Origin of the sequence: Streptomyces katrae, from assembly GCF_002028425.1 — a bacterium.
GTDB lineage: Bacteria > Actinomycetota > Actinomycetes > Streptomycetales > Streptomycetaceae > Streptomyces > Streptomyces katrae_A.
Genome location: NZ_CP020042.1, coordinates 6,001,567 through 6,023,344 on the forward strand (window position 1 = coordinate 6,001,567; position 21,778 = coordinate 6,023,344).

20 protein-coding genes are annotated in these 21,778 nt (G+C 73.9%); 12 read left to right on the forward strand and 8 right to left on the reverse strand.

All coding sequences use genetic code 11. The features are described from left to right. Window positions 1-504 precede the first annotated feature (504 nt). Together B4U46_RS39305 and B4U46_RS27280 are read left to right on the forward strand one after the other, a co-directional pair. Window positions 505-1,272, forward strand: coding sequence for a DNA-binding protein (locus tag B4U46_RS39305; RefSeq protein ID WP_237293141.1), 768 nt, complete (start codon window positions 505-507; stop codon window positions 1,270-1,272). 13 nt (window positions 1,273-1,285) lie between these two features. After that, window positions 1,286-1,756, forward strand: coding sequence for a hypothetical protein (locus tag B4U46_RS27280; protein WP_079430291.1), 471 nt, complete (start codon window positions 1,286-1,288; stop codon window positions 1,754-1,756). A gap of 63 nt (window positions 1,757-1,819) precedes the next feature. Here the strand turns inward: B4U46_RS27280 and B4U46_RS27285 are convergent, their stop codons facing one another. Together B4U46_RS27285 and B4U46_RS27290 are read right to left on the reverse strand one after the other, a co-directional pair. After that, window positions 1,820-2,029: a hypothetical protein gene (locus B4U46_RS27285; protein ID WP_079430292.1), complete on the reverse strand. Its 210-nt coding sequence runs from the start codon at window positions 2,027-2,029 to the stop codon at window positions 1,820-1,822. Window positions 2,030-2,133: 104 nt separating this feature from the next. Further along, complete coding sequence (locus tag B4U46_RS27290; protein ID WP_079432013.1) at window positions 2,134-2,883, reverse strand: aminoacyl-tRNA hydrolase; 750 nt, start codon at window positions 2,881-2,883, stop codon at window positions 2,134-2,136. A 71-nt stretch (window positions 2,884-2,954) separates the two neighbouring features. On the opposite strand from B4U46_RS27290, the gene B4U46_RS27295 reads away from it, so the two are divergent. The 3 genes from B4U46_RS27295 to B4U46_RS36730 all read left to right on the forward strand — a co-directional run bounded on the left by B4U46_RS27295 (window position 2,955) and on the right by B4U46_RS36730 (window position 5,356). Then, window positions 2,955-3,629 (forward strand): AIM24 family protein, encoded by a 675-nt coding sequence (locus B4U46_RS27295; protein WP_079432014.1) that lies wholly within the window; start codon window positions 2,955-2,957, stop codon window positions 3,627-3,629. Further along, entirely contained in the window at window positions 3,626-4,705 is a 1,080-nt protein-coding gene (locus B4U46_RS36725) for an ATP-binding cassette domain-containing protein (RefSeq protein ID WP_107438324.1), read from the forward strand. Before B4U46_RS27295 ends, B4U46_RS36725 begins: the two co-directional genes overlap by 4 nt. Window positions 4,706-4,783: 78 nt before the next feature. Beyond that, window positions 4,784-5,356, forward strand: coding sequence for an ABC transporter (locus B4U46_RS36730; RefSeq protein ID WP_237293143.1), 573 nt, complete (start codon window positions 4,784-4,786; stop codon window positions 5,354-5,356). Between the two features lie 7 nt (window positions 5,357-5,363). Here the strand turns inward: B4U46_RS36730 and B4U46_RS27305 are convergent, their stop codons facing one another. The 5 genes from B4U46_RS27305 to zapE form a co-directional block, all read right to left on the reverse strand. Beyond that, window positions 5,364-6,245: a polysaccharide deacetylase family protein gene (locus B4U46_RS27305; RefSeq protein WP_079430293.1), complete on the reverse strand. Its 882-nt coding sequence runs from the start codon at window positions 6,243-6,245 to the stop codon at window positions 5,364-5,366. Window positions 6,246-6,292: 47 nt separating this feature from the next. Continuing rightward, a complete protein-coding gene (locus tag B4U46_RS27310) occupies window positions 6,293-7,177 on the reverse strand; it encodes a PPK2 family polyphosphate kinase (RefSeq protein ID WP_079430294.1) in 885 nt (294 codons plus the stop codon). Between the two features lie 4 nt (window positions 7,178-7,181). Further along, a complete protein-coding gene (locus B4U46_RS27315) occupies window positions 7,182-8,522 on the reverse strand; it encodes an alkaline phosphatase PhoX (RefSeq protein WP_079430295.1) in 1,341 nt (446 codons plus the stop codon). A gap of 156 nt (window positions 8,523-8,678) precedes the next feature. Further along, the gene (locus B4U46_RS27320; protein WP_079430296.1) at window positions 8,679-9,104 is read right to left on the reverse strand and encodes an OsmC family protein; all 426 of its coding nucleotides are present in this window, start codon (window positions 9,102-9,104) and stop codon (window positions 8,679-8,681) included. Window positions 9,105-9,166: 62 nt separating this feature from the next. After that, window positions 9,167-10,273 (reverse strand): cell division protein ZapE, encoded by a 1,107-nt coding sequence (gene zapE, locus B4U46_RS27325; protein ID WP_079430297.1) that lies wholly within the window; start codon window positions 10,271-10,273, stop codon window positions 9,167-9,169. A 36-nt stretch (window positions 10,274-10,309) separates the two neighbouring features. Here zapE and B4U46_RS27330 point away from each other — a divergent pair, with 36 nt between their 5' ends. The 6 genes from B4U46_RS27330 (at window position 10,310) to B4U46_RS27355 (ending at window position 17,414) form a co-directional block, all read left to right on the forward strand. Continuing rightward, a complete protein-coding gene (locus B4U46_RS27330; protein WP_079430298.1) occupies window positions 10,310-11,092 on the forward strand; it encodes a pyrimidine reductase family protein in 783 nt (260 codons plus the stop codon). A 148-nt stretch (window positions 11,093-11,240) separates the two neighbouring features. Continuing rightward, window positions 11,241-11,708: an indole-3-glycerol phosphate synthase gene (locus B4U46_RS27335; RefSeq protein WP_079430299.1), complete on the forward strand. Its 468-nt coding sequence runs from the start codon at window positions 11,241-11,243 to the stop codon at window positions 11,706-11,708. Between the two features lie 66 nt (window positions 11,709-11,774). Beyond that, window positions 11,775-13,169, forward strand: coding sequence for a UDP-N-acetylmuramate--L-alanine ligase (gene murC, locus B4U46_RS27340; protein WP_079430300.1), 1,395 nt, complete (start codon window positions 11,775-11,777; stop codon window positions 13,167-13,169). Between the two features lie 15 nt (window positions 13,170-13,184). Further along, a complete protein-coding gene (msrB, locus tag B4U46_RS27345; protein ID WP_079430301.1) occupies window positions 13,185-13,592 on the forward strand; it encodes a peptide-methionine (R)-S-oxide reductase MsrB in 408 nt (135 codons plus the stop codon). A gap of 181 nt (window positions 13,593-13,773) precedes the next feature. Beyond that, window positions 13,774-15,879, forward strand: a complete 2,106-nt coding sequence (locus B4U46_RS27350; RefSeq protein ID WP_079430302.1) for a hypothetical protein — start codon at window positions 13,774-13,776, stop codon at window positions 15,877-15,879. After that, window positions 15,876-17,414, forward strand: coding sequence for an ABC transporter substrate-binding protein (locus B4U46_RS27355; protein ID WP_079432015.1), 1,539 nt, complete (start codon window positions 15,876-15,878; stop codon window positions 17,412-17,414). Before B4U46_RS27350 ends, B4U46_RS27355 begins: the two co-directional genes overlap by 4 nt. 58 nt (window positions 17,415-17,472) lie before the next feature. On the opposite strand, the gene B4U46_RS27360 is transcribed toward B4U46_RS27355, so the two are convergent. After that, on the reverse strand, window positions 17,473-19,329 hold the full coding sequence (locus tag B4U46_RS27360) for a GTPase-associated protein 1-related protein (RefSeq protein ID WP_079430303.1): 1,857 nt from the start codon (window positions 19,327-19,329) through the stop codon (window positions 17,473-17,475). Between the two features lie 334 nt (window positions 19,330-19,663). Here B4U46_RS27360 and B4U46_RS27365 point away from each other — a divergent pair, with 334 nt between their 5' ends. Further along, window positions 19,664-21,724 carry a phosphocholine-specific phospholipase C gene (locus tag B4U46_RS27365; protein WP_079430304.1) on the forward strand — a complete coding sequence of 687 codons (2,061 nt, stop codon included), beginning with the start codon at window positions 19,664-19,666 and terminating at the stop codon, window positions 21,722-21,724. Window positions 21,725-21,778: the final 54 nt, after the last annotated feature.

The following is a 21,778-nucleotide window of genomic DNA, read 5'->3' on the forward strand; positions in this document are numbered from 1 at the left end:
GCCCGGAGCGGATGAAACCCGAGACTGGGGGCAGGCGCGTTGAGGATTTCGCCGACGGTCCGAGAAGCGTCGCGGGCGAAGGACTACGGCAAGGTCATCGAGCTGGTCCGAAAGGACGCTCGCATGACGCAGGCACAGTTAGGCCAGGCGTGCGGACTGTCCCAGTGAGCCATCTCCCGGCTGGAGAAACGAGGACCTGGGGCATACGCGACAGACGTCCTGGCAGCGGCCGCCGTAGGCCTGGGGATTCCCGGCTCCCTCGTGGGCCTCGCCGACGCGGCAACACGAGATGGGTTCGAGCACGTGGAACGACGAAACTTCATGAGCGGCCTAGGAGCAGCCGCCGCCACCCCGATACTGGCAGCCCTCCCAGACCCAGGCGAGGGCCCAGGACAGGCCGCGCCCCTGCGGCTCGGCACCGCCTCGTACCGGCGGATGGACGGGGCAACACCATCTCGCGATCTTGCCGACGCCGTTCAGTCCCACCTCCGGCTCGTACAGAAGGTGGCCCAGACCGCCAGCAGCGACCAGGAGCGGGCCCGGCTCGCCGGCGTCGGCAGCGAAGCCGCAAGCCTGGTGGGCTGGCTGTCGTGGGACATGGGCGATCACGGTTCCACACGTATGTGGTACGGCTCGGCGATCAAGGCTGCGCGAGCGGCCGGGGACCCCCTCCTCGCCGCCTACCAGGCCGGCACAATGGCACAGTTTGAAGCGGACGCGGGCAACGGAGCGCAGGCACTGTCCTGGACGCGGACCGCCCGCAAGCACCTGGATGCGCGCAGGCCGGCAGTCGCCGACGCGTGGCTGTCGTCGGTCGAGGCCTTGGCCCACGCCGCAGCGGGTGACGAGCGAGCTGCGGACCGGGCGCTGACAAACAGCCGAGCCCTGGCCGCGCGGTTGGGATCGGAAGAGCCGCCACCATGGCCGTGGGTCTTCACATTCAACGAGATCAAGGTGGCGGCCGCCCGAGTCACTTGCGGGGCCCGGCTCGGCCTGCCCACCTGGGTGCTGGAAGCCGACACGGACACCCTCGCCATCGGCCACGCCAAACAGCGGGCTCTCCTCATCCTCGACATTGCCGCCGGCCACCTGGCGGCCGGGCGGGTCGAGGCCGCATTCGCGTTCGCTGGCCGCGCGCTCGACACGGGGCTCCAGTACCGTTCCGGGAGGATCGTGGACCGTGCCCGCGCGGTCCGCCGTTCGTACCGAACGGCCTCGGCACCCAAGGTGGTTCGGGAGTTCGACGAGCGGCTGCACGACGTCTGCCTGTAGGGGAGGACATGCAATGCGAGTCGGGATCACTGGTCATCGAGGGCTGAGCGCCGAGGTCGAGCAGAAGGTACGCGACCTCCTCAAAGCCGCGGTGAGGGAGCACGGCGCCGACCTGGTGGGCGTCTCCTGCATTGCGGACGGCCCCGACGCGTGGTTCGCCGAGTATGTCCTCGCCCACGGCGGCCGTCTCGAAGTCGTCCTCCCCGCGGAGCAGTACCGCGAAGGGCTGCCCGCCGAGCACTGGCCCACGTACGACGAGCTGATGAACCGCGCAGCCGACGTCCACCGCACCGGCATGGCCGCCTCCGACTCCGCCGCGCACATGGCCGGTAGCGAGATCCTCGTCGGCCTGGTTGATGAGCTGCTGGCCGTCTGGGACGGGAAGCCGGCCTGGGGGTACGGGGGCACAGCCGACGTGGTGGCGTACGCCGAGCGCACGGGCGTTCCGGTGCGGATTCTCTGGCCTGAGGGCGCAAGTCGCTGACGTCCCCCGAACGCACGAGGGCACCCCCTCCCAGCCCGAAGGCCGAGAGGGGGCGCACGCGGCCTACTTCGCCACGAGTTGGTACAGGGTGAGTCCGAGCCCAGCAACAGCGGTCACCGCGGCGATGGAGGGGAGTGGCCAGCGGGCCCGCTCCAGAGCCTCGACCCGCTGCTCCAAGGCGTCGATGTCCGCCTCGGCCTGGTCGGTGCGCTGGAGTGCGGGGCTCAGGTCGCCGCGCAGCTCGGCGAAGCCCGTACGAATCTCGCCCCTCATCTCCGCAAGCTAGACCGCGACCCGGGTGGACTCCTCAGGGCTCACCCGCGGGGCCGGACGGTCTCGGTGATGCCCGGACCCTCCGACCGCCGGAGTCGCGCGCGCTACAGCCGGGCGCGCAGGGCCGGGTGGTCCGCGACGACCGTGCAGCTGCCCGGAGCGATCTCGGTGAAGCCCGCGTCCCGGACCACCGGGAGTCCGCTGCCGCTCAGTTCCGCCCAGCGCTCTCGCGGGGCGCTGCGGACGGCCAGGTGGAAGCCCGAGGCCTGCCACAGGCCGCGTTCCGCCGCCGTCAGTTCCCACCAGGCCAGCTGCGCCGCGTGGCCGGCCTGGGCCATGGCCTTGCCGGCCGACATGCCGAGCTCCGGGTTCAGCCACAGCACCGGCACGCCCGGTTCCGGCGCGGGCGCCGGCTCCGGGTCGTCCAGGTCGGTACCCGACACCTGGAGCTTGGCCAGCTCCTTGGGCCAGCCGTCCAGGGGCACCGGCGGGAAGACCCGTACCTCGGACGCGGCGCCGTGGACCGTGACGCCCGGCAGGGTGGCCGCCTTGCGCCACTCAGCGCCGCGCGCCCGGCGGACCACCTTGCGGATCCGGGCGTCCTGCCAGTCGCGGACCGCCTGTGCCCATTCGCCCTCGCCGTGCGCGCGCTCGTCCGTGAGGAGGACCAGCACCGCCCGGGCCGCCGTCTCCAGGGCGTCCGTCCGGGCCGGCGGCTCGGTCTTCTCGATCCGTACGACCAGCGGCAGGACGAACTGCGGCGCCTCGTCGCGCCGTACGTGGTCCTTGCGGAAGGGGCTGTCCGACCCCACCGGGGGTACCTCTGAGGTCTGGTTCGTGTGCTGGCTGCTCATCCCGTCAAGCATGCCAGGGTCCGTCTTCAGGAGGATGTCCCGGGTGGCCCGCCCGAGCGAGGATCATGTCCATGAAGAGCGACCTTTTCGCGAGCGAGAACCTGGCCCAGTCCGCCGCCGCGCCCGGGATGTCCCTGCAGAACGCCAAGTCCGTCAAGTACGCCGTCAACGGCGAGATGCTCGCCCGCCAGGGCTCCATGGTCGCCTTCCGCGGCAACCTCCAGTTCGAGCGCAAGGGCCAGGGCATCGGCGGCATGCTCAAGCGGGCCGTCACGGGCGAGGGCCTTGCGCTGATGGCCGTACGAGGCCAGGGCGAGGCCTGGTTCGCGCACCAGGCCGGCAACTGCTTCATCATCGACTTCGAACCCGGCGACGCCCTCACCATCAACGGGCGCAACGTGCTGTGCTTCGACGCGACGCTGTCGTACGAGATCAAGATGGTCAAGGGCGCCGGGATGACCGGCGGCGGCCTCTTCAACAGCCTCTTCACCGGCACGGGCAAGCTCGCCGTCGTCTGCGACGGCAACCCGATCATCATCCCGGTCACCGCGCAGTCCCCGGTGTACGTGGACACGGACGCCGTCGTCGGCTGGAGCGCCCACCTGGAGACCGGGCTGCACCGCTCCCAGTCGCTGGGCTCGATGCTCCGCGGCGGCTCCGGTGAGGCCGTCCAGCTGATGCTGCGCGGCGAGGGCTTCGTCATCGTCCGGCCCAGCGAGCTCACCGAGACGGCGGCGGCGCACTGAGGCTGACCGGAGTGGGCCGCCGCTACGGGAGGCGGCGGCCCTGGGTGCTGCGCGGGGTCGGGTTGGATCTGCCGCCCGGCGCCCTGGTCCGGATCGAGGGCGGCAACGGCGGCGGCAAGTCCACCCTGCTGCGGCTCCTCGCGGGTATCGACGCCCCGACCGAGGGCCGGATCACCGGCCGCCCGCGCCGCACCGCCTACGTCCCCGAGCGCTTTCCCGCCGTCCTGCCGCTGACGGCCCTGGGCTACCTGACCCACCTCGGACGGGTGCACGGTCTGACCGGCGCCGAGGCCGCCCGGCGGGGGGCCGAGGGGCTGGAGCGGTTCGGCGCCGGGGCCCACGCCCGCACCCCGCTGGCCGAACTGTCCAAGGGGAGCAGCCAGAAGGTGGCCGTCGTCCAGGCGCTGCTCGCCGAGCCCGGCCTGCTCGTCCTCGACGAAGCCTGGACCGGTCTCGACGTGGCCGCCCGCGCCGAACTGGACCGCGCCGTCGCCGAACGCACCGCCGCCGGGGCCACGGTGGTCTTCGTCGACCACGACGCCACCCGCCTCGCGGACCTCCCCGGCGCCCGCTACCGGCTGCGCGGCGGAACGCTGGAGGAGGCCACCGAGCCCCCGGAGCTCCGGCCCGGTGCCGCGGCCGCCCGCCCGGCAGCCGGGGGCACTGCGCGTACCGGGTCCCGGGCCGCGGGGGTATCGGGCGAGGAGCGCGCGGGACGGGCCGGCGCGCCCGTTGTCCGGGCCGATCTGCCCGTGGTCCCGGTCGAGCCGCCCGTGGCACCGGCCAGCGCCCTCGGCGGCCGGGCCGACGAGGCCGTGGTCCGGGCCGACGTCCCCGGCGTACAGACCGGCGCGCCCGGCGTCCCGGCCGGCGTGCCCGCCCGAGGGCCGGGGGTGGCGGTCGTGCGGATCCGCGCCGCCGGGCCGCCCGGCAGCGTCCCGCCGCCGGGTGCGGTCCCCGACGCGGGGGGCGGGATCCTGCTGACCGTTGGCGCCGACCGCTCGGACGCCGTGCTGCGCGCGCTGCTCACCGCCCGGCCGCCCTGGCACATCCGCTCCGTGGAGGAACTCCCGTGACCGCCCTGCTCCGCTACCAGGGGGCGCTGCTGATCCGCTCCCAGGGCTGGCTCGCCCCCTTCGCGGTGTACCGTCTTCATGGCCATCGGTATCCAGCCCGGCGACCGGACGCTGGACTCCCTCGGCTACGCCGCCGCCGGGCTGGTCCCGCTGACGGCCTGGCTGGTCCGCGTCTGCGCCACCGTCGAGCCCCCCGCCGCCCGCGCCTGCACCGCCGCCGCGGCCGGCCCCGCCCGGGCGCACGCCGCGGCCCTGCTGACCGGCCTGGGCGGGGCCCTGCTCACCGGGTTGCTCGCCGCCGCCTACACCCTGCTGGTCTGCGACCCCGCCGGGCACGCCCCCGTCCGGGCGGCCCTCACCGGGGCGGTGGCCGTCGGCGTCTGCGCGCTGACGGGGGCGGCCGTGGGCGCGGTGTGCGGCCCGCCCCTGCTGCCGGGGCGCGGCCTTGCCGTCCTCGGGGCGGGCCTCGGCTCCCTGCTGGCCTGGGTGGCGCCCTTCTCCCCGGCCCGCGTCGCGGTGTCCGTGCTGATCGGCGCCGCGCGGGCGGGCGCCCCCGAGCCGGCCCTCCCGCCGGGCCTGCCGGTCGGGGCCCTCCTGCTGGCCGGGGCGGCCGGGGCGGTGGCGTGCGCGGCCGTCGCACGCCGGGGGTGATGGAACGTTACTTCCCCATCAGCTCCGACACCTTCACGAAGCGGTACCCCCGCTTGCGCAGCTCCGGCACGATCTTCTCGACGGCCTGCTCGGTGACCGGCGCCGCGCTGTGCGTGCAGTGCATGACCACCACCGAGCCCGGTTTCACCCCAGCCAGCACCTGCTCGGCCACGGCGTCGGGGTCCTTGGCGAACGCGTCCCCGCTGACCACGTCCCACTGCACGGCGGTCACCTTGGCGGGCGCGAGGGCCCGCAGGGCCTGCTCGTCGTAGCAGCCGCCGGGGAAGCGGAAGTACGGCACGGTGTTGACCGCCCCGGCCTTCTTGAAGGCGGCGAAGGCCCGGTCCACGTCGGCCCTGGCGGCGGGCGCGTCGAGCGCGGGCAGCCCGTAGCAGGGGGACTTGAAGGCGTGGTGGCTGTAGGAGTGGTTGGCGACCTCGAAGTTCGGGTCCGTGCCGATGGCCTTCGCCTGGTCCGGGTACTCCTCCGCCCAGCGGCCCGTCATGAACACCGTGGCCGGCACCTTCAGCCGGCGCAGGCTCGCGATCAGCTCGGGGTTGTCGAAGCGCTCGCCCGAGGCGGCGCGCGGACCCTGGTCGGAGGTCATGTCGGCGTCGAAGGTCAGGGCGACGGTCTTCTCGGTCCGCTGCCGGGCCCGCTCGAAGACCGGCGTCAGGCCGCCCGGCCCGGGAGCCAGGGTCGGGACCCGGGCGGGCCCGCCGGCCTGCGGGGAGGCGGAGGGAGGGGCGGATGCGGAGGGGGAGGCCGCGGTGGCGGCGGGGCCGGAGGCCGCGGGGGTGCCCATACGGGCCTGGCCCGCGCCCTGGGGGGCGCCGGCGCCGGCCCCGCATCCCGTCAGGAAGGCGCCGAGCGCGGCCACGGCGCCCATGACGGTAACTTTGCGTGCAGAAAGGGTCACCCATGCAAAATATATGACTATCCGGCAATCAGCCGGGCGCGGCACGCCTCGACATCGAAGGTGGCCGCGGGGTACCGCGGGTCCATCTCCTCCAGATGCTCCAGCAGCAGTCTGGCGACCGCCCAGTTCCGGTACCACTTGCGGTCCGCGGGCACCACGTACCAGGGCGCCTGCGCAGGGGAGCAGCGCTCCAGGACCCGCTCGTACGCCTCCTGGTACGCCGGCCACATCCGGCGCTCCTCGATGTCGCCCGGATCGAACTTCCAGCGCTTGTCGGGGCGGTCCAGCCGTCGCAGCAGCCGCTGGAGCTGCTCCCCGAAACCGATGTGGAGGAAGACCTTCACCACGGTCACCCCGTCCTCGGCGAGGGAGCGCTCGAACGCGTTGATCTCCTCGTACCGGCGCTCCACGACCTCGGGGGCCACGAGCGCGCGGACCCGGGCGATCAGCACGTCCTCGTAGTGCGAGCGGTCGAAGACGCCGATCTCGCCCTGACGGGGCAGGGCCTTCTCGACGCGCCACAGGAAGGGATGTTCCCGCTCCTCGGCGGTGGGTGCCTTGAAGGCGGTGACGCGGCAGCCGGCGGGGTTGAGCGGGCCGGTGACGTGTTTCACCGTGCCGCCCTTGCCGGAGGTGTCCATCCCCTGGAGCACGAGCAGCAGCCGCCGGCGGTCCCCGGCGGTGCCGGCGGCGTACAGCCGTTCCTGGAGGCCGGCCAGCGGCCCGGCCAGCGCGTCCGTGGCGGCCCGCCCGGCGTCCTTGTCCGTCGGGCCGGCCGGGATCGCGGAGCTGTCGTACGCCCCGAGGTCGACCCGGGCGCCGCCCCCGACGCGCAGCAGCTCCCGCAGCGGGGTCCCGCCGGCCTTCCCGCCCTCGGCCCCCTTCCCCTTCCCCCGGGTCACGGCGTCAGCGCCACGGTCCGGTCACCGCGAACGTGGTGCCGGGCGTGTACGCGTTGACGTACATCGTCCGCCGGTCGGGGGAGAAGGTGACCCCGGCGAACTCCCCCCACGCGGGGGCTCCCGGCTTCCCGACGTCCTGGGCGTTGCGCGCCACCGGGTAGACCTCCCCGGCCGGGGTCACCCCGAAGACGTACTGGTCCCCGCCGCCGTCCTCGCACACCATGAGCCCCCCGTCCGGGGCCAGGCAGATGTTGTCGGGGGAGTCCCCCGGAAGGCCGGTGTCGGCGGCCGGCCCGAAGCGCACCTCCAGCCGGAGCCGGGCGCGCAGCGGATCGTAGTGCCACACCTGCCCGTGGTGGTCGGCCGAGGCGCCCTCGGAGCCCCGGGCGTAGCTGGAGACGAAGCAGACCCCCGTCCCGCCCCAGTAGCAGCCCTCCAGCTTCTGGGCGTGCGTGATCCCGCCCGGGCCGAAGTCCTGGAAGCGGATCGGGGTCCCGGCCGCCGAGGGGTCCGGGACGGGCACCCACTCCACCGGGAACTCCGCCCCCGGCCGGTCCACCACCGACAGGTCGGGCACCCCGGGCACGCGCAGGGCCTCCAGCGTGCCGCCGGCCCGCAGGGAGCCGGGGCCGCCGAGCGGGCGCGCGGGCAGGAAGCGGTAGAAGAGGCCGAAGGGCCTGACGAAGGCGTCCTCGGTCTCGTAGACCACGCCCCGGTACGGGTCCACGGCCACGGCCTCGTGGGCGAAGCGGCCCAGCGCGGTCAGCGGGACGGCGCCCAGCCGGTGCGGGTCGGCGGGGTCGACCTCGAAGACGTACCCGTGGTCGCGGGCGTACCCGTTGGCACCGGCCCGGTCCTCGGTCTCCTCGCAGCTCAGCCAGGTGTTCCAGGGGGTGCGGCCCCCAGCGCAGTTGACGGCCGTCCCGGCCAGGGCGACCCGCTCGGCGGTGACCCGGCCGCCGGGGTCCAGTTCCAGGGCGGTGCAGCCGCCCAGGGCCCCGGGGTCGTACGTCAGCCCGTCCACGGCGGGGACGCGCAGGGCGGCGTCGGCCCGGTTCTCGTGGTTGCGCACCAGGCGCACCCGGCCGCCGCCCGCGCCGAAGGCGGCCATGCCGTCGCAGTGGGACGGCACCGTGCCCTCCCCGGAGCGCAGCAGGTCCCCGGCGCGCGAGAGCACCCGGTACGAGAAGCCGGCCGGCAGGTCGAGCAGGCCGCCGGGATCAGGCAGGAGCGGTCCGTACCCCCGGGCGGAAGCCCGGGCGCCGCCGGAGGCGAACAGCGGGCCGAGAGCGCCGCTGAAGGCGACCGCGCCGGCCGCGAGCAGGCTGCGTCGGGAGACGGACATCGGCGACTCCCCGGTGCGTGGGTGGAGATGTGACCGGCCCGTCGTACCACGCCGGACCCCCGCCACCCCCGCGACGCGTGCGCGCCACCGTCCCCCTCACCCCACCGGGCCCCGGCGCGGCGTACGCGCGGGGCCCGGCGGCGAAGGGGGAGGGGATCAGACGAGCTCGGCGCTCAGGGTGATCGTCGTACCGGTCAGGGCCTGGCTGACCGGGCAGTTCTTCTTCGCGTCCTCGGCCGCGGCGGCGAAGCCCTCCGCGTCCAGGCCGGGGACCTCGGCGCGCACGGTCAGGTGGATGCCGGTGATGCCCTCACCGGGCTGGAAGGTGACGTCGGCCTTGGTCTCCACCCGGGTGGGCGGGGTGCCCGCGCCGTCGAGGCCGTGGGAGAGCGCCATCGAGTAGCAGCTGGAGTGCGCGGCGGCGATCAGCTCTTCGGGGCTGGTCTTGCCGTTGGCGGCCTCGGCGCGCGAGGGCCAGGAGACCTCGAACGAGCCCCGGCCCGAGGAGTCGAGGGTGACGACACCGGCGCCCTTGAGCAGGTTGCCTTCCCATTCGGTGTGCGCGGTACGCGTGGTGGCCATGGCGGGTCCCTTCATGGAAGTGGATACGGCCGGGTCGCGAAAGCGTCCCGGCCGTGCCCAACCTACTGGGACACCAGGGGTTTTGCGTCGCGGGCGAGCGCGGTGAGCCGCGATATGGCTCGGAAGTACTTCTTCCGGTAACCGCCGGCCAGCATTTCTTCACTGAACAGCTTGTCGAAGGGCACGCCGGAGGCCAGGACCGGCACCTCCCGGTCGTAGAGCCGGTCGGCCAGCACCACCAGGCGCAGCGCCGTCGACTGGTCCGGCACCGGGACGACGTCGGTCAGGCAGACCGCGGCGATCCCGTCGGTGAGCGCGCCGTACCGGCTCGGATGCACCTTGGCCAGGTGCTCCAGCAGGCCCGGGAAGTCGTCGAGGCTCGCGCCGGGGGTCGCGTACGCGGCCTTGGCGACCTGCTCGTCCGAGAAGGGCGCGGGGGCTTCGGGCAGGCCGCGGTGGCGGTAGTCCTGGCCGTCGATGCGCAGCGGCCGGAAGTGCGCGGACAGCCCCTGGATCTCCCGCAGGAAGTCGGCGGCGGCGAAGCGGCCCTCGCCGAGCTTGCCGGGCAGCGTGTTGGAGGTGGCCGCCAGCGCCACGCCCTGCTCGACCAGGCGGCTGAGCAGGGAGGACACGAGCACGGTGTCGCCCGGGTCGTCCAGCTCGAACTCGTCGATGCACAGCAGCCGGTGTCCCCCCAGGGTCTGCACGGTCTGCTGGAAGCCGAGCGCGCCGACCAGGTTGGTCAGCTCCACGAAGGTGCCGAAGGCCTTGAGTGCGGGCTCGGCCGGGGTGGCGTGCCAGAGGGAGGCCAGCAGGTGGGTCTTGCCGACGCCGTAGCCGCCGTCGAGGTAGACCCCGCGCGGGCCGGCGGCCGGGGCGGGCGCCTTCTTCTGGAACCACTTGCGCTTGCCGGCGCCGCTGGCGTGGGCTCCGCCGAGCCCTGCGGCGAAGCCGCTCAGCACGGTGACGGCCTCGGCCTGGCTGGGCTGGGCCGGGTCCGGGTTGTAGGTGTCGAAGCGCACCGAGTCGAAGCGCGGCGGCGGGACCATCTCGGCCACCAGCCGTTCGGCGGGCACCCGCGGCTCGCGGGCGCACAGGGCCAGCGGGCCCGCGTCGGCTATCGGGGGCTGCCCGGAGGCAGGACCGGAGGTGGAGAGTGATGTTGACACAGCTCTTAACTCTACGGGGCGTGTCACACTGCACCGATGCGACGCCTGTTCCCTGTGACCGATCAGACACCCGGCCCCTCCGGGGCCACGGCCGACCGCGAGTGGTCTCTGGACGAGCTGGCCGAGGCCTACGCCTACCCCGAGCTGGCCCCCGGCGCGCACTGGCTGCGGGCGAACATGGTGTCGACCCTGGACGGGGCCGCCCAGCACGACGGGCGCTCGCAGCCCATCTCCGGCGAGACCGACATGCGGATCTTCGGTACCCTGCGGGCCCTGGCCGACGTGGTGATCGCCGGCGCGGAAACGGTTCGCCAGGAGGGCTACCGCCCGGCCCGGGCCCGTGAGGCCTTCGCGGCCCGCCGCGAGGCCGCCGGACAGGGCCCCGCCCCGGCCATCGCCGTGGTCAGCGCGAGCCTGGACCTGGACTTCACCCTGCCGCTGTTCACCTCCCCCCTGGTGCCCACCCTGCTGCTGACCGGCGCCGGCGCCCCCTCCGACCGGGTCGCCGAGGCCACCGCGGCCGGGGCCCAGGTCGTGGTGGCGGGCGAGGGGGCCGCCGTGGACCCGGCCCGGGCCGTACGGGAGCTGGCCGCGCGGGGGCTGGGCCGTCAGCTGACCGAGGGCGGGCCCCGGCTGCTGGGGCAGTTCGTGGCCGCCGACGTGCTGGACGAGCTGTGCCTGACGGTCTCCCCGATGCTCACCGCGGGCGACGCCCAGCGGATCGCCGGCGGGCCCTCCGTCACGGTTCCGCACCGGCTCGCGCCGGCCTCCGTCCTGGAAGAGGCCGGGTTCCTCTTCACGAGCTACCGTCGGATCTGACAAGGGAGCGGAATTTCGCGTTCCGCTTAGCTTCCGACGGGTACGTAGCTGGGCACATATACCTGCGCACGCCCCGCGCCACAGCGGGGCAGGATGGTTTCCGCAGGGGCCGGCCGACCGGCCTCGGCGCATGAAGGAGAGGGCGTCCGTGTTCACGAGCGTATTGATGATCGAGCAGCCGCTGACCACGGTGGACGTGGACTTCGTCACCACCCTGCACGGAGACGACCCGGTCTCCTTCGTCGTCCTCATGCAACCCAGGGGCGACCAGGACCGACTGCTCCGGGCCATCGACGACGTGGCGCTCGGTGAGCTCCCGGAAGCCCTTCGCGAGGCCGACGTACCCGAGGGCGAGGCCGCCCGGGGCCCCGCCGCACAAGCACTCGAACACTCCCTGGCGGCCCTGCGCAGGAAGGGCGCCACGGCCGTCGGCCAGATCATCGAGAACCACCCCCTCGACCACCTCAAGAGCGTCGTGGACGAGACGGACGCCGACGAGGTGATCGTCCTGACCGCCCCCCACTTCGTCGAGGAGTTCTTCCACCGGGACTGGGCCTCCCGCGCCCGGCACAAGGTCGGGGTTCCGGTGCTCAAGCTCTTCGCCCACAACGAATAGGCTGGGGCGGACACACCCCGCGGGCCCGCCCCCGCGGGCCCCGCACTCGATCCTGGAGCGACCTGAATGAAGCCCGGCCTGCCGACCGCGATGGAACGGCCCCACTTCATCGGCATCGGCGGCGCCGGCATGTCCGGCATCGCGAAGATCCTCGCCCAGCGCGGCGCGCAGGTGGCCGGCAGCGACGCCCGTGACTCCGAGACCGCCGAGGCGCTGCGCGCCCACGGCGCCACGGTCCACATCGGGCACGCCGCCGGGCACCTCGCCCCCGGATCCACCTGCGTGGTCGTCTCCAGCGCCATCCGCGCCGACAACCCGGAGCTGGCCCGCGCTGCCGAGCTCGGCATCCCCGTCGTGCACCGCTCCGACGCCCTCGCCGCCCTGATGGACGGCCTGCGCCCGATCGCGGTCGCCGGCACCCACGGCAAGACCACCACCACGTCCATGCTGGCGGTCTCCCTCTCCGCCCTGGGCCTGGACCCCTCGTACGCCATCGGCGGCGACCTGGACGCCCCCGGCTCCAACGCCCACCACGGCGAGGGCGACATCTTCGTGGCCGAGGCGGACGAGAGCGACCGCAGCTTCCACAAGTACGCCCCGCAGGTCGCGATCATCCTCAACGCGGAGCTCGACCACCACGCGAACTACGCCTCGATGGACGAGATCTACGAGTCCTTCGAGACCTTCGTCGGCAAGGTCGTCCCCGGCGGCACCCTCGTCGTGGCCCACGGCCAGGCCGGCGCCGCCGAGATCGCCCGCCGCGTCGCCGGCCGCGAGGGCCTGAACGTCGTCACGTACGGCGAGGCCGAGGACGCCGACGTCCGCATCACCAAGATCACCCCGCGCGGCCTGACCAGCGAGGTCACCGTCCTCCTCGACGGCCGCCCGCTCACCTTCACCGTCTCCGTGCCGGGCCGCCACTACGCGCACAACGCCGTCGCCGCCCTCGCCGCCGGCGTCGCCCTCGGCATCCCCGCCCACAACCTGGCCTCCGCCCTCGGCAAGTACACCGGCGTCAAGCGCCGCCTCCAGCTCAAGGGCGAGGCGGCCGGCGTCCAGGTCATCGACTCCTACGCCCACCACCCCACGGAGATGACCGCCGACCTGGAGGCCATCCGCGGCGCCGCCGGGGACTCCCGCATCCTGGTCGTCTTCCAGCCGCACCTCTTCTCCCGCACCCAGGAGCTCGGCAAGGAGATGGGCCAGTCCCTCGCCCTCGCCGACGCCTCCGTCGTCCTCGACATCTACCCGGCCCGCGAGGACCCGGTACCCGGCGTGACCAGCGAGATCATCATCGCCGCCGCCCGCACCGCCGGCGCCGACGTCACCCCCGAGCACGACAAGGGCGCCGTCGCCGACGTGATCGCGGGAATGGCCAAGCCCGGCGATCTCGTTCTCACCATGGGCGCGGGCGACGTCACGGATCTGGGACCCCGGATCCTCGCCCGCCTCGCCGACTGAGGGAGCGGGAGCGTCATGGCGTACGAGGTCCAGAAGACGGACGAGCAGTGGCAGGCGGAGCTGACCCCGTCCGAGTACCAGGTACTGCGCCTGGCGGGCACCGAGCCGGCCTTCCGCGGCGAGTACACGGACACCAAGACGGAAGGCGTCTACTCCTGCCGCGCCTGCGGCGCGGAGCTCTTCCGCTCCTCGGAAAAGTTCGACTCCCACTGCGGCTGGCCGTCCTTCTACGACCCGAAGGACACCGAGGCGGTGGAACTGCGGGCGGACACCTCCCACGGCATGGTCCGCACAGAGGTCCTCTGCGCGAAGTGCGGCTCCCACCTCGGCCACGTCTTCGAGGGCGAGGGCTACCCGACCCCCACGGACCAGCGCTACTGCATCAACTCGATCTCCCTCCGCCTCACCCCGACCGAGGGCTGACCGGGGGCCGGCCGGGGGCCGGAGGCGGCGCCCGCGCCGTCCCCGGTGCCGCCCGGCGTCACGAATGCATAACTGAGGCATTGTCAGCGCCCATATGCCACCGGTGAGTTGACGGCCTCCCTTAGTCTCCTTCCAGCGCGGCGCTGCGTGCACCGCGAAGCCGGAGGACTGGGGGGTCGCGGTGACGCTGTACGGACGCTCTGCGGTACTGAACGCCGTGGTTCCGTCCCTGGTCGGCCTGGAGCCGAACGGGCCGAAGCGATTACGCATCCCGGACGGGACGCCGCTCCTGCTCGTGTGCGGCGGCGGCCGGGGATCGGGGAAGAGCGCCCTGCTGAAGGCACTGTCCGACCAGTACGCGCACCGCGTCCCGCAGGCGTACGCGGATCTCGACGCGGACCACTTCGGCCAGCCGGGGCTCGCCGCACCGGCCGACGGCGAAGCCCCCAGGAACGCCTCGCGCACCTCGGACCTGCTCTTCTACCTGATGGACGGGCTGAGCCAGAAGCCGAGCGAATTCGGGGGGAAGCTGTCCTTCCCCCGGCTGGTCCAGGGGCTGCTCGCGATCACCAGCTGGGAGCCGGTGCGCCCCTCCGAGATACCCGCCGCACGCCAGCGCCTCGGAGAACTCCAGCGGGCCAGCCAGCCGGACCAGCAGGCGCGCAACGAGAGGGTCCTGGGCTGGATCGACGAGGTGGCCGGAGCGCTGCCGGCGGTGGGCGGCATACCTCCGGGCGTCGAGGAGCTGGTGCGGCCCCTGCTGCGCATCGTCGCCACCGAACTGCTCGGACCCCGCGCCAACAAGGACGGCCTCAAATGGTGGGAGGCCCGGCGCGTGGGCCGCCCCGGCGACGGGCTCGCCCAGCTGACCGAGCTGGCCATGACCTTCCGCGGCGACGCGGAGGACCGCGAACACGCCGAGCGGCACCTGCTGGCCGCCCTCCTCGCGGACGTCGCGGACCACTACGGCCGGCTGAACACGATGAACCGGGTGCCACGCCCCCTGCTGCTCCTCGACAACGCCCACACCCCGACGGGTGCGGCCTTCCTGGACGAGCTGGCACGCGTCTGGCACGAGGAGGCCGCGGGCAAGCGGGCCCTGCGCCCGGCCGTCGTCGCCACCGTACTCAGCCAGGACCCGCCCGTTCCGGACCCCGAGGACACCGCCCCCTCGACCCGCAGCGCGCCCGGCGCCTTCTGGCGGGCGGACAGACCCGCGGCACCGGCCGGATGGCTGGCGCACCTGCCGCTCGCGCCGCTGACCCTCGACGAGGTCAAGCAGATGTTCGGGGAGGACAGGCCGGCTCCCCGGACCGCCCAGGTGATCCACCGGCTCAGCGCCGGGCGGGCCGGCACCGCCCACGCCCTCGTCCAGGCCGCCCGGCTGCGCATGCGCCTCCTCCACGACGCGGCCGGCACCTTCGACCCGGTCGACCTGCTCGACCTGCCGGCCGACCCCGAGCCCGGTACGACCGTGAACGAGCGGATCCTCGCGACGCTGCTCCCCGGGCAGGTCGCCCGGCGGCGCCTGACGTACTACTCACCCGCCCTCGACAACGAGGCGGTGCACCGCCTCGCCGCCGGCTACCCCCCGGACGACCCCGGCGGGGTACCCGTGCTGGAGGCCGAGGCCGAGCTGCGGGACGGGTACTGGGGGCGCCACCCCTGGCCCGGCACCGGCGGTCCGTTCGTCGGCGACCCCACCCTGCGCGCGCTGCTCCTGCACCGGCTCACCGCCCTCACCCAGGCGACGCCCCTCGGCGAGCAGTGGAAACACGTCCACCTGCGGCTGCGGTCCTTCTACGACCCGCAGGGACGCGGCACCGCGGCCGACCGGCCCGACGTCCGGTTCCTGCACCACTCGCTCGCCCTCGGCGAGGAGGAGTTCGTCGTCCACGCCCTGCACCGCCGCTTCGCCGAGCAGGACGCCCCCGACTGGCTCGCCGCCCTCAACCTGGTCTGCGCCGCGCCCCGCCCCCCGCAGGTCCTGCCCCCGCCGCCGGAGTTCACCGCGGTCTGCCGGGCCTGCGCGGCCGACAACGACCCCGTGCACCGGGCCGTACGGCTTCTCGTGTCCGCCCTGTGGGCGCAGTCCCCGCCCCTCGTGGCACCCCAGCAGGACCTGATCAGCACCATCAGGCTCCAACTGCTCACCCTGGCCATGGCCCAGAGCAGCGCCCCCGCCGCCCAGAAGGTCCTCTACCGGGCGCACGAGGAATGGCCGACGCTCCTCGGCCACTGGCGCCAGGCGCCGCACCTGCCCACCTACGGAGAGTCCGCCCCATGAAGCTGCTTCCCGACGGCCCTCTCTACCGGGCCGTGGTGATCGCCGTCCTCGCCGTCGCCGTGGGCGCCGGCGGCTACTTCCTCTACACCGGCGTCATCAGGAACGACCCGTCCTGCGCCACCGGAGTCGAGCGGCGCGGACCCCGCCACGAGTGCACCGGCGTCACCGACGGCGGCTACTCCTTCGCCAAGCCCCTCGCCCCGGTCTTCGGCCGCATCAAGGCCGAGAACGACAGCGTCGCGGGCAAGAACCCCGCCACCATCGCCCTGATGATCCCGATGACCTCCGACAACGCCGCCGAACAGCGCGAGTTCGTCGAGCAGGTCCAGGGCGCCTACCTCGCGCAGTACCGCGCCAACCACCGGGCCAACGGCAAGCAGCCGCCGATCCGGCTGGTGCTCGCCAACCCCGGCCGGAACTACGCGTACTGGCGGCCCGTCGCCGACGCCCTCGTCAAGGCCGCGGCGTCCGACAAGGAGAACCTGAGGGCCGTCGCGGGCATCAACATCAGCCTCAGGGAAACCGCGGAGACCGTCCGCTACCTCACCCACGACAAGGGCATCCCGGTCGTCGCCGGACCCATGACCGCCGACGACATCAAGAACGGCGCCGACAACGCCTACCCCGGCCTGGCCCGCATCGCCCCCAGCAACACCGACCAGGCGCAAGCCCTCGGGTCGTACGGGGCGGACATCAAACCCGCCGAGACCATGGTCGTCGAGGACATCCGCGAGGGCGACAACTACCTCACCACCCTGCGCGGGACCTTCGAGAAGCTCGCCACGGGCGCGCCCAACGCCCCGGAGACCTTCCGCTCACCGCAGGACTTCACCGAAGAGGGCAACCTCGCCAACGACTTCCACCAGATGGTCCCGGACATCTGCTCGTCCAACGCCAAGACCATCTACTTCGCCGGCCGGCCCGTCCAGCTGCGCCAGTTCCTCATCGAGCTGGGCGGCCGCAACTGCGACAAGCACTACACGGTCGTCACCGGCTCGCACGCCTCCACCCTGACCGTCGACGAGAAGTTCGCGGACCAGTGGAACGCCCTCACCAAGGGCGCCGGGATCACCGTGCGCTACGCGGCGCTCGCCCACCCCGACGCGTGGGGCGAGGGCAGCACCGAGGCGACCGGCGGCTCCAAGGACGCCCTCCGGGAACTCGCCTCCCTCCTGCACGACGCCCAGCCGTCGTCCGGGCCCTCGATCGGACCCGCGTCGCTGTCCGACGGCCGCATCATCATCACGTACGACGCGGTCACCACCGCCGTCGCGGGCATCCGCAACGACACGGTCGGCGCCGTGAAGATGCCCGGCCTCACCGAGGTCCGCGACAGCTGGCTCCGTCTGCACGGCACCAACCGGGTCGACGGCGCCAGCGGCTGGATCTGCCTCGACCAGTACGGCAACCCCCGCAACAAGGCCGTGCCCATCGTCCATCTCGACCCGACGACCAGGACCGCGGTGTTCGACCGGACCGCCTGGCCGGCCGGGCATGCTCCGGACGCCAACTGCAGCATCAGCAGCGACGGCTGATCCGCAGGCGGGCGCGGGAGCCGAGGCCGCGGCCGGGGGAGGGGGAGACGGCCGCGGCTCAGCCCGCCGCCCCGGGCGGGGTCCCGGAGCCGCCGAGACGGGCGCGGAGCCGGGCGAAGACGCCCGGTTTCGGACGGCCGGCGGTGGCGCGGGGCGGGGCGGGGCGCCAGGGGGCGGGCAGGTCGGGGAGGGCGACGGAGGCCTTCGCCCGCTCCCCCAGCCGCTCCCCGAGCTCCGCCGGGAGGTCCTCGCCGAAGTGCCGCAGCAGGTCCGCCGCCAGCGCCGGGGCGTCCGGGTCGCCGGCCGGGGCATCGGCCGCCGCGTGGGCCAGGAGGTCCCAGGTGCCCGCGCGGCCGTGCACCGGGGCGCCCGTCGTGGCCAGGAGGAGGCGGGCCTCCACCGGCGTCGGGGGCACGTCCCCCCACACCAGGCGCATTCCGGTCCGCAGGACCAGCGGCTCCGCGTACGGGGAGACGCCGGCCTCCCGCAACAGGGTGTCCAGCGCCACGACCCGGTCCCCCGGCGGGCGGCCCCGGGCGCACATGCGCAGGTGCGGCAGAGGCTCCGCCGTGCCCAGGCGGAGCCCGGTGTGGGCGAACAGCCGTGCCCCGGCGGGCGGATCGCCCGCCGCGAGGGCGTCCAGCCGGTCGAGCACGAGGGCCCGCAGCGCCGGCAGCTGCGCCAGCGCGGCCCGTATCTCCTCCCCGTACGCCCCCTGCGGGTCCGCGAGCAGGCCCCGTGCCAGTTTCCGTGCCACCTGCGGCAGCAGCCCGGCGGTATCGGCGCCGAGGGCCGCGGCCGACACCAGCAGCGTGGCCGGGCCGGCCGGCCCGCCCTCCGGGTCGGCCGGCGCGGCCCGCAGCTCCGCCTCCAGCTCCGCCGCGAGCGCGCCCCGCGCCCCCGCGTCCAGCGCCGCCAGCAGCCGCTGCGACGCGGCCGCCTCCGCCGCCCCGCGCGGCTCCCCGCCCGGCCGCACCAGCACCCCCGCCAGCGCGTGCAGCCGTACGCCGTCCAGCGCTTCCGGCCGCCCGGCCGCCCAGTCGGCGGCCGCCGCCCGGGCCGCCGACCCCAGCGGGACACCGGCCGCCAGCGCGAGCGCGGCCAGCGGGCCCGCCCCGTACGGCTCCCCGGGCAGCCGGCGCACCTCGGCGAACAGCTCCGGCCGGCCGGCCCGCCAGACCGCGGCGGCCGTCCGCGCCCACAGCGCCGCCGGACCCCGCGGCGCCTCGGGAGCCGCCCCGCGGCCGGCGTCGTACACCCGGTGGCGCCGTCCTCCGCCGGCCGGCACACCGGCGTCCTCGGGCAGGACCCCGACCAGCTGCTGCGGGGCGGACAGCGGGCGCCGCGTGTACGTGGTGAAGCTCAGCCGCCGGCCGCGCGCATGCGGCAGCACCCCGCACGCCAGCATGACCCACCGGGCCACGTCCGCGGGGTCCGCCTCCACCAGCACGATCCGCGGCGCGCCCGGCTCCTCCGCGACCCGGCGCACGTCGTCGAAGAACGCGGCGAGCCACGCCCCCCGGGCCGCGACGAACTCCGCCATGGCGGCCGGGTCGTAGGGCCCCGGCGGCGGTATCCGGTCGAGCGCCGGCAACGGCACCGGCAACGGCCCGTCCGCCGGGGCCCGCTCCCGCCACCCCGCCGAACCCCAGGCGGTGACCGGCAGGGCGCCCCCGGCCTCCCCGGGGAGGTGCACGGCGTGCGCGTGGAACCCGGAGGCGGTGCGCACCGCCCGGGCCAGCAGCCGGCTGCCGTCCGACAGCAGGCTCAGGCTCAGCGCCTCGGGACGCCCGGGGCCCGGCGGCGGCTCGTACGCCAGGATCGGCTCCGCCTCGCGCAGCAGCGCCTCCGGCACCCCGGGCGTCACGGCGGCGAAGCCGGTCACGCCGTCGTAGTGCAGCTGTGGAAGGCTCACGCTCCCCCCCTCCCACCCGCCGTCACCGGCGACTGACGTGTCGTCAGGGTCTGTTGCGGGACGCCCGCTTCCCCTTACCGTCGTTCCCCGAACCGTTCCGCCCCCGGAGCGCACGGTATGACCGGCCCCGTTCCCCGCCATGCCCCGCGCCCCCCGTGCTGTCTGTGGGAGGTCATTCCACCAGATGCGCGGGCCGTTCGGGAGTTCCGCCACCGGCGGCTTCCGTTCGCCCGTTGTACGGCCCGACGTCAGACAGGGATTTCCGTCCGGTACCCCGGAGCCGCTGTCCTTGGGGCGCCCGACTCCCCCCTCCACCCCCAGAGGTCGTCACACCATGGCTGAACTGAACCGACGCAGGTTCCTCCAGATCGCCGGCGGCACCGCCGCCGCCGCGATGCTGAACGAGAGCATCGCCCGCGCCGCCTCCATACCGGCGCAGGGCAGCACCGGAACCATCCAGGACATCGAGCACATCGTCGTCCTCATGCAGGAGAACCGGTCCTTCGACCAGTACTTCGGCTCGATGAAGGGCGTCCGCGGCTTCGGGGACCCGCGGCCCGTGCTCCAGGACAACGGAAAGTCGGTCTTCTACCAGTCCAACGGGACGAAGGACATCCTCCCCTTCCACCCGGAGGTCAACGACCTCGGCATGCAGTTCGTCGAAGGCCTCAACCACGACTGGGCCGGCGGCCACCAGGCGTACAACAACGGCAAGTACGACAAGTGGGTCCCCGCCAAGACGACCACGACGATGGCGTACATGACGCGGAACGACATCCCGTTCCACTACGCCCTCGCCGACGCCTTCACCGTGTGCGACGCCTACCACTGCTCCTTCATCGGCGCCACCGACCCCAACCGCTACTACATGTGGACGGGCCACACCGGCAACGACGGCACCGGCGGCGGCCCCGTCCTCGGCAACCAGGAGGCGGGCTACGGCTGGAAGACCTACCCGGAGCGCCTGGAGGCGGCGGGGGTCTCCTGGAAGATCTACCAGGACATCGGCGACGGCCTGAACGCCGCCGGCGGGTGGGGCTGGATCGGCGACGCCTTCCGCGGCAACTACGGGGACAACTCCCTCCTGTACTTCAACAACTACCGCAACGCCCAGCCCGGCGACGCCCTGTACGAGAAGGCGCGCACCGGCACGAACGCCAAGGCGGGCGAGGGCTACTTCGACAAGCTGCGCGCGGACGTCGTGAACGGCACCCTGCCGCAGGTCTCCTGGATCGCCGCCCCCGAGGCGTTCAGCGAGCACCCGAACTGGCCGGTCAACTTCGGCGCCTGGTACATCTCCCAGGTCCTGGACGCGCTGACCGCCAACCCGGCGGTGTGGGCGAAGACGGCGTTCTTCATCACCTACGACGAGAACGACGGCTTCTTCGACCACGTCGTGCCCCCGTACCCGCCGGCCTCCTCCGCCTGGGGCCAGTCCACGGCGGACGTCACCCGCGACCTGTACGCCGGTGGCGGCGGCTACACGGCCGGCCCCTACGGCCTGGGCCCCCGCGTCCCGATGATCGTGGTCTCCCCGTGGAGCAAGGGCGGCTACGTCTGCTCCGAGACCTTCGACCACACCTCGGTGATCCGGTTCATGGAGAAGCGGTTCGGGGTGCAGGAGCCCAACATCTCGCCCTGGCGCCGGGCCGTCTGCGGCGACCTGACCTCGGCGTTCGACTTCACCCAGGCCGACGCCACCCCCGCGTCCCTGCCCTCCACCGCCGGCTACGTCCCGCCGGACCACAACACGCACCCCTCCTACCACCCGGTCCCGCCGGCGACGGGCACCCTGCCCAAGCAGGAGGCCGGCTCCAAGCCGACCCGCGCCCTGGGCTACAGCCCGTACGTGGACGGCGCCCGCACCGTCTCCACCGGCAAGTTCACGCTCACCTTCTCCTCCGGCCCGAACCTCGGCGCCCACTTCCACAGCACCTCCGGCAACCGCACGGACGGCCCCTGGCCCTACACCGTCGAGGCGGGCAAGACCCTCTCGGACACCTGGAGCACCAGCAGCTCCACCGGCAACAAGATCGACCTCACGGTCTGGGGCCCCAACGGCTTCCTGCGCACCTGGAAGGGCCCGGCGAAGAAGGCCGGCCCCGAGGTCACGGCCCGCCACGCGGACGCCACCGGCAACCTGGCCCTGACCATGACCAACGGCGGCACGACCGCCGTGAACCTGACGGTCACCAACGCCTACGGCGGCGCCGCCCAGACCTTCAAGGTCAACCCGGGCGCCAGCGTCCCCTACACCGTCGACCTGCGCGCCTCGGGCCGCTGGTACGACGTGACGGTGGTCTCCGACGCGGACAGCACCTTCCTGCGCCGCTTCGCGGGCCACGTCGAGACGGGCGCCCCGGGTGTCTCGGACCCGGCGATCAAGACCGTCTGACCCTTCCGGGTGTACCCGCCCGCATCCCGCCCGCGAGGTTAACGCTTGCGTTAA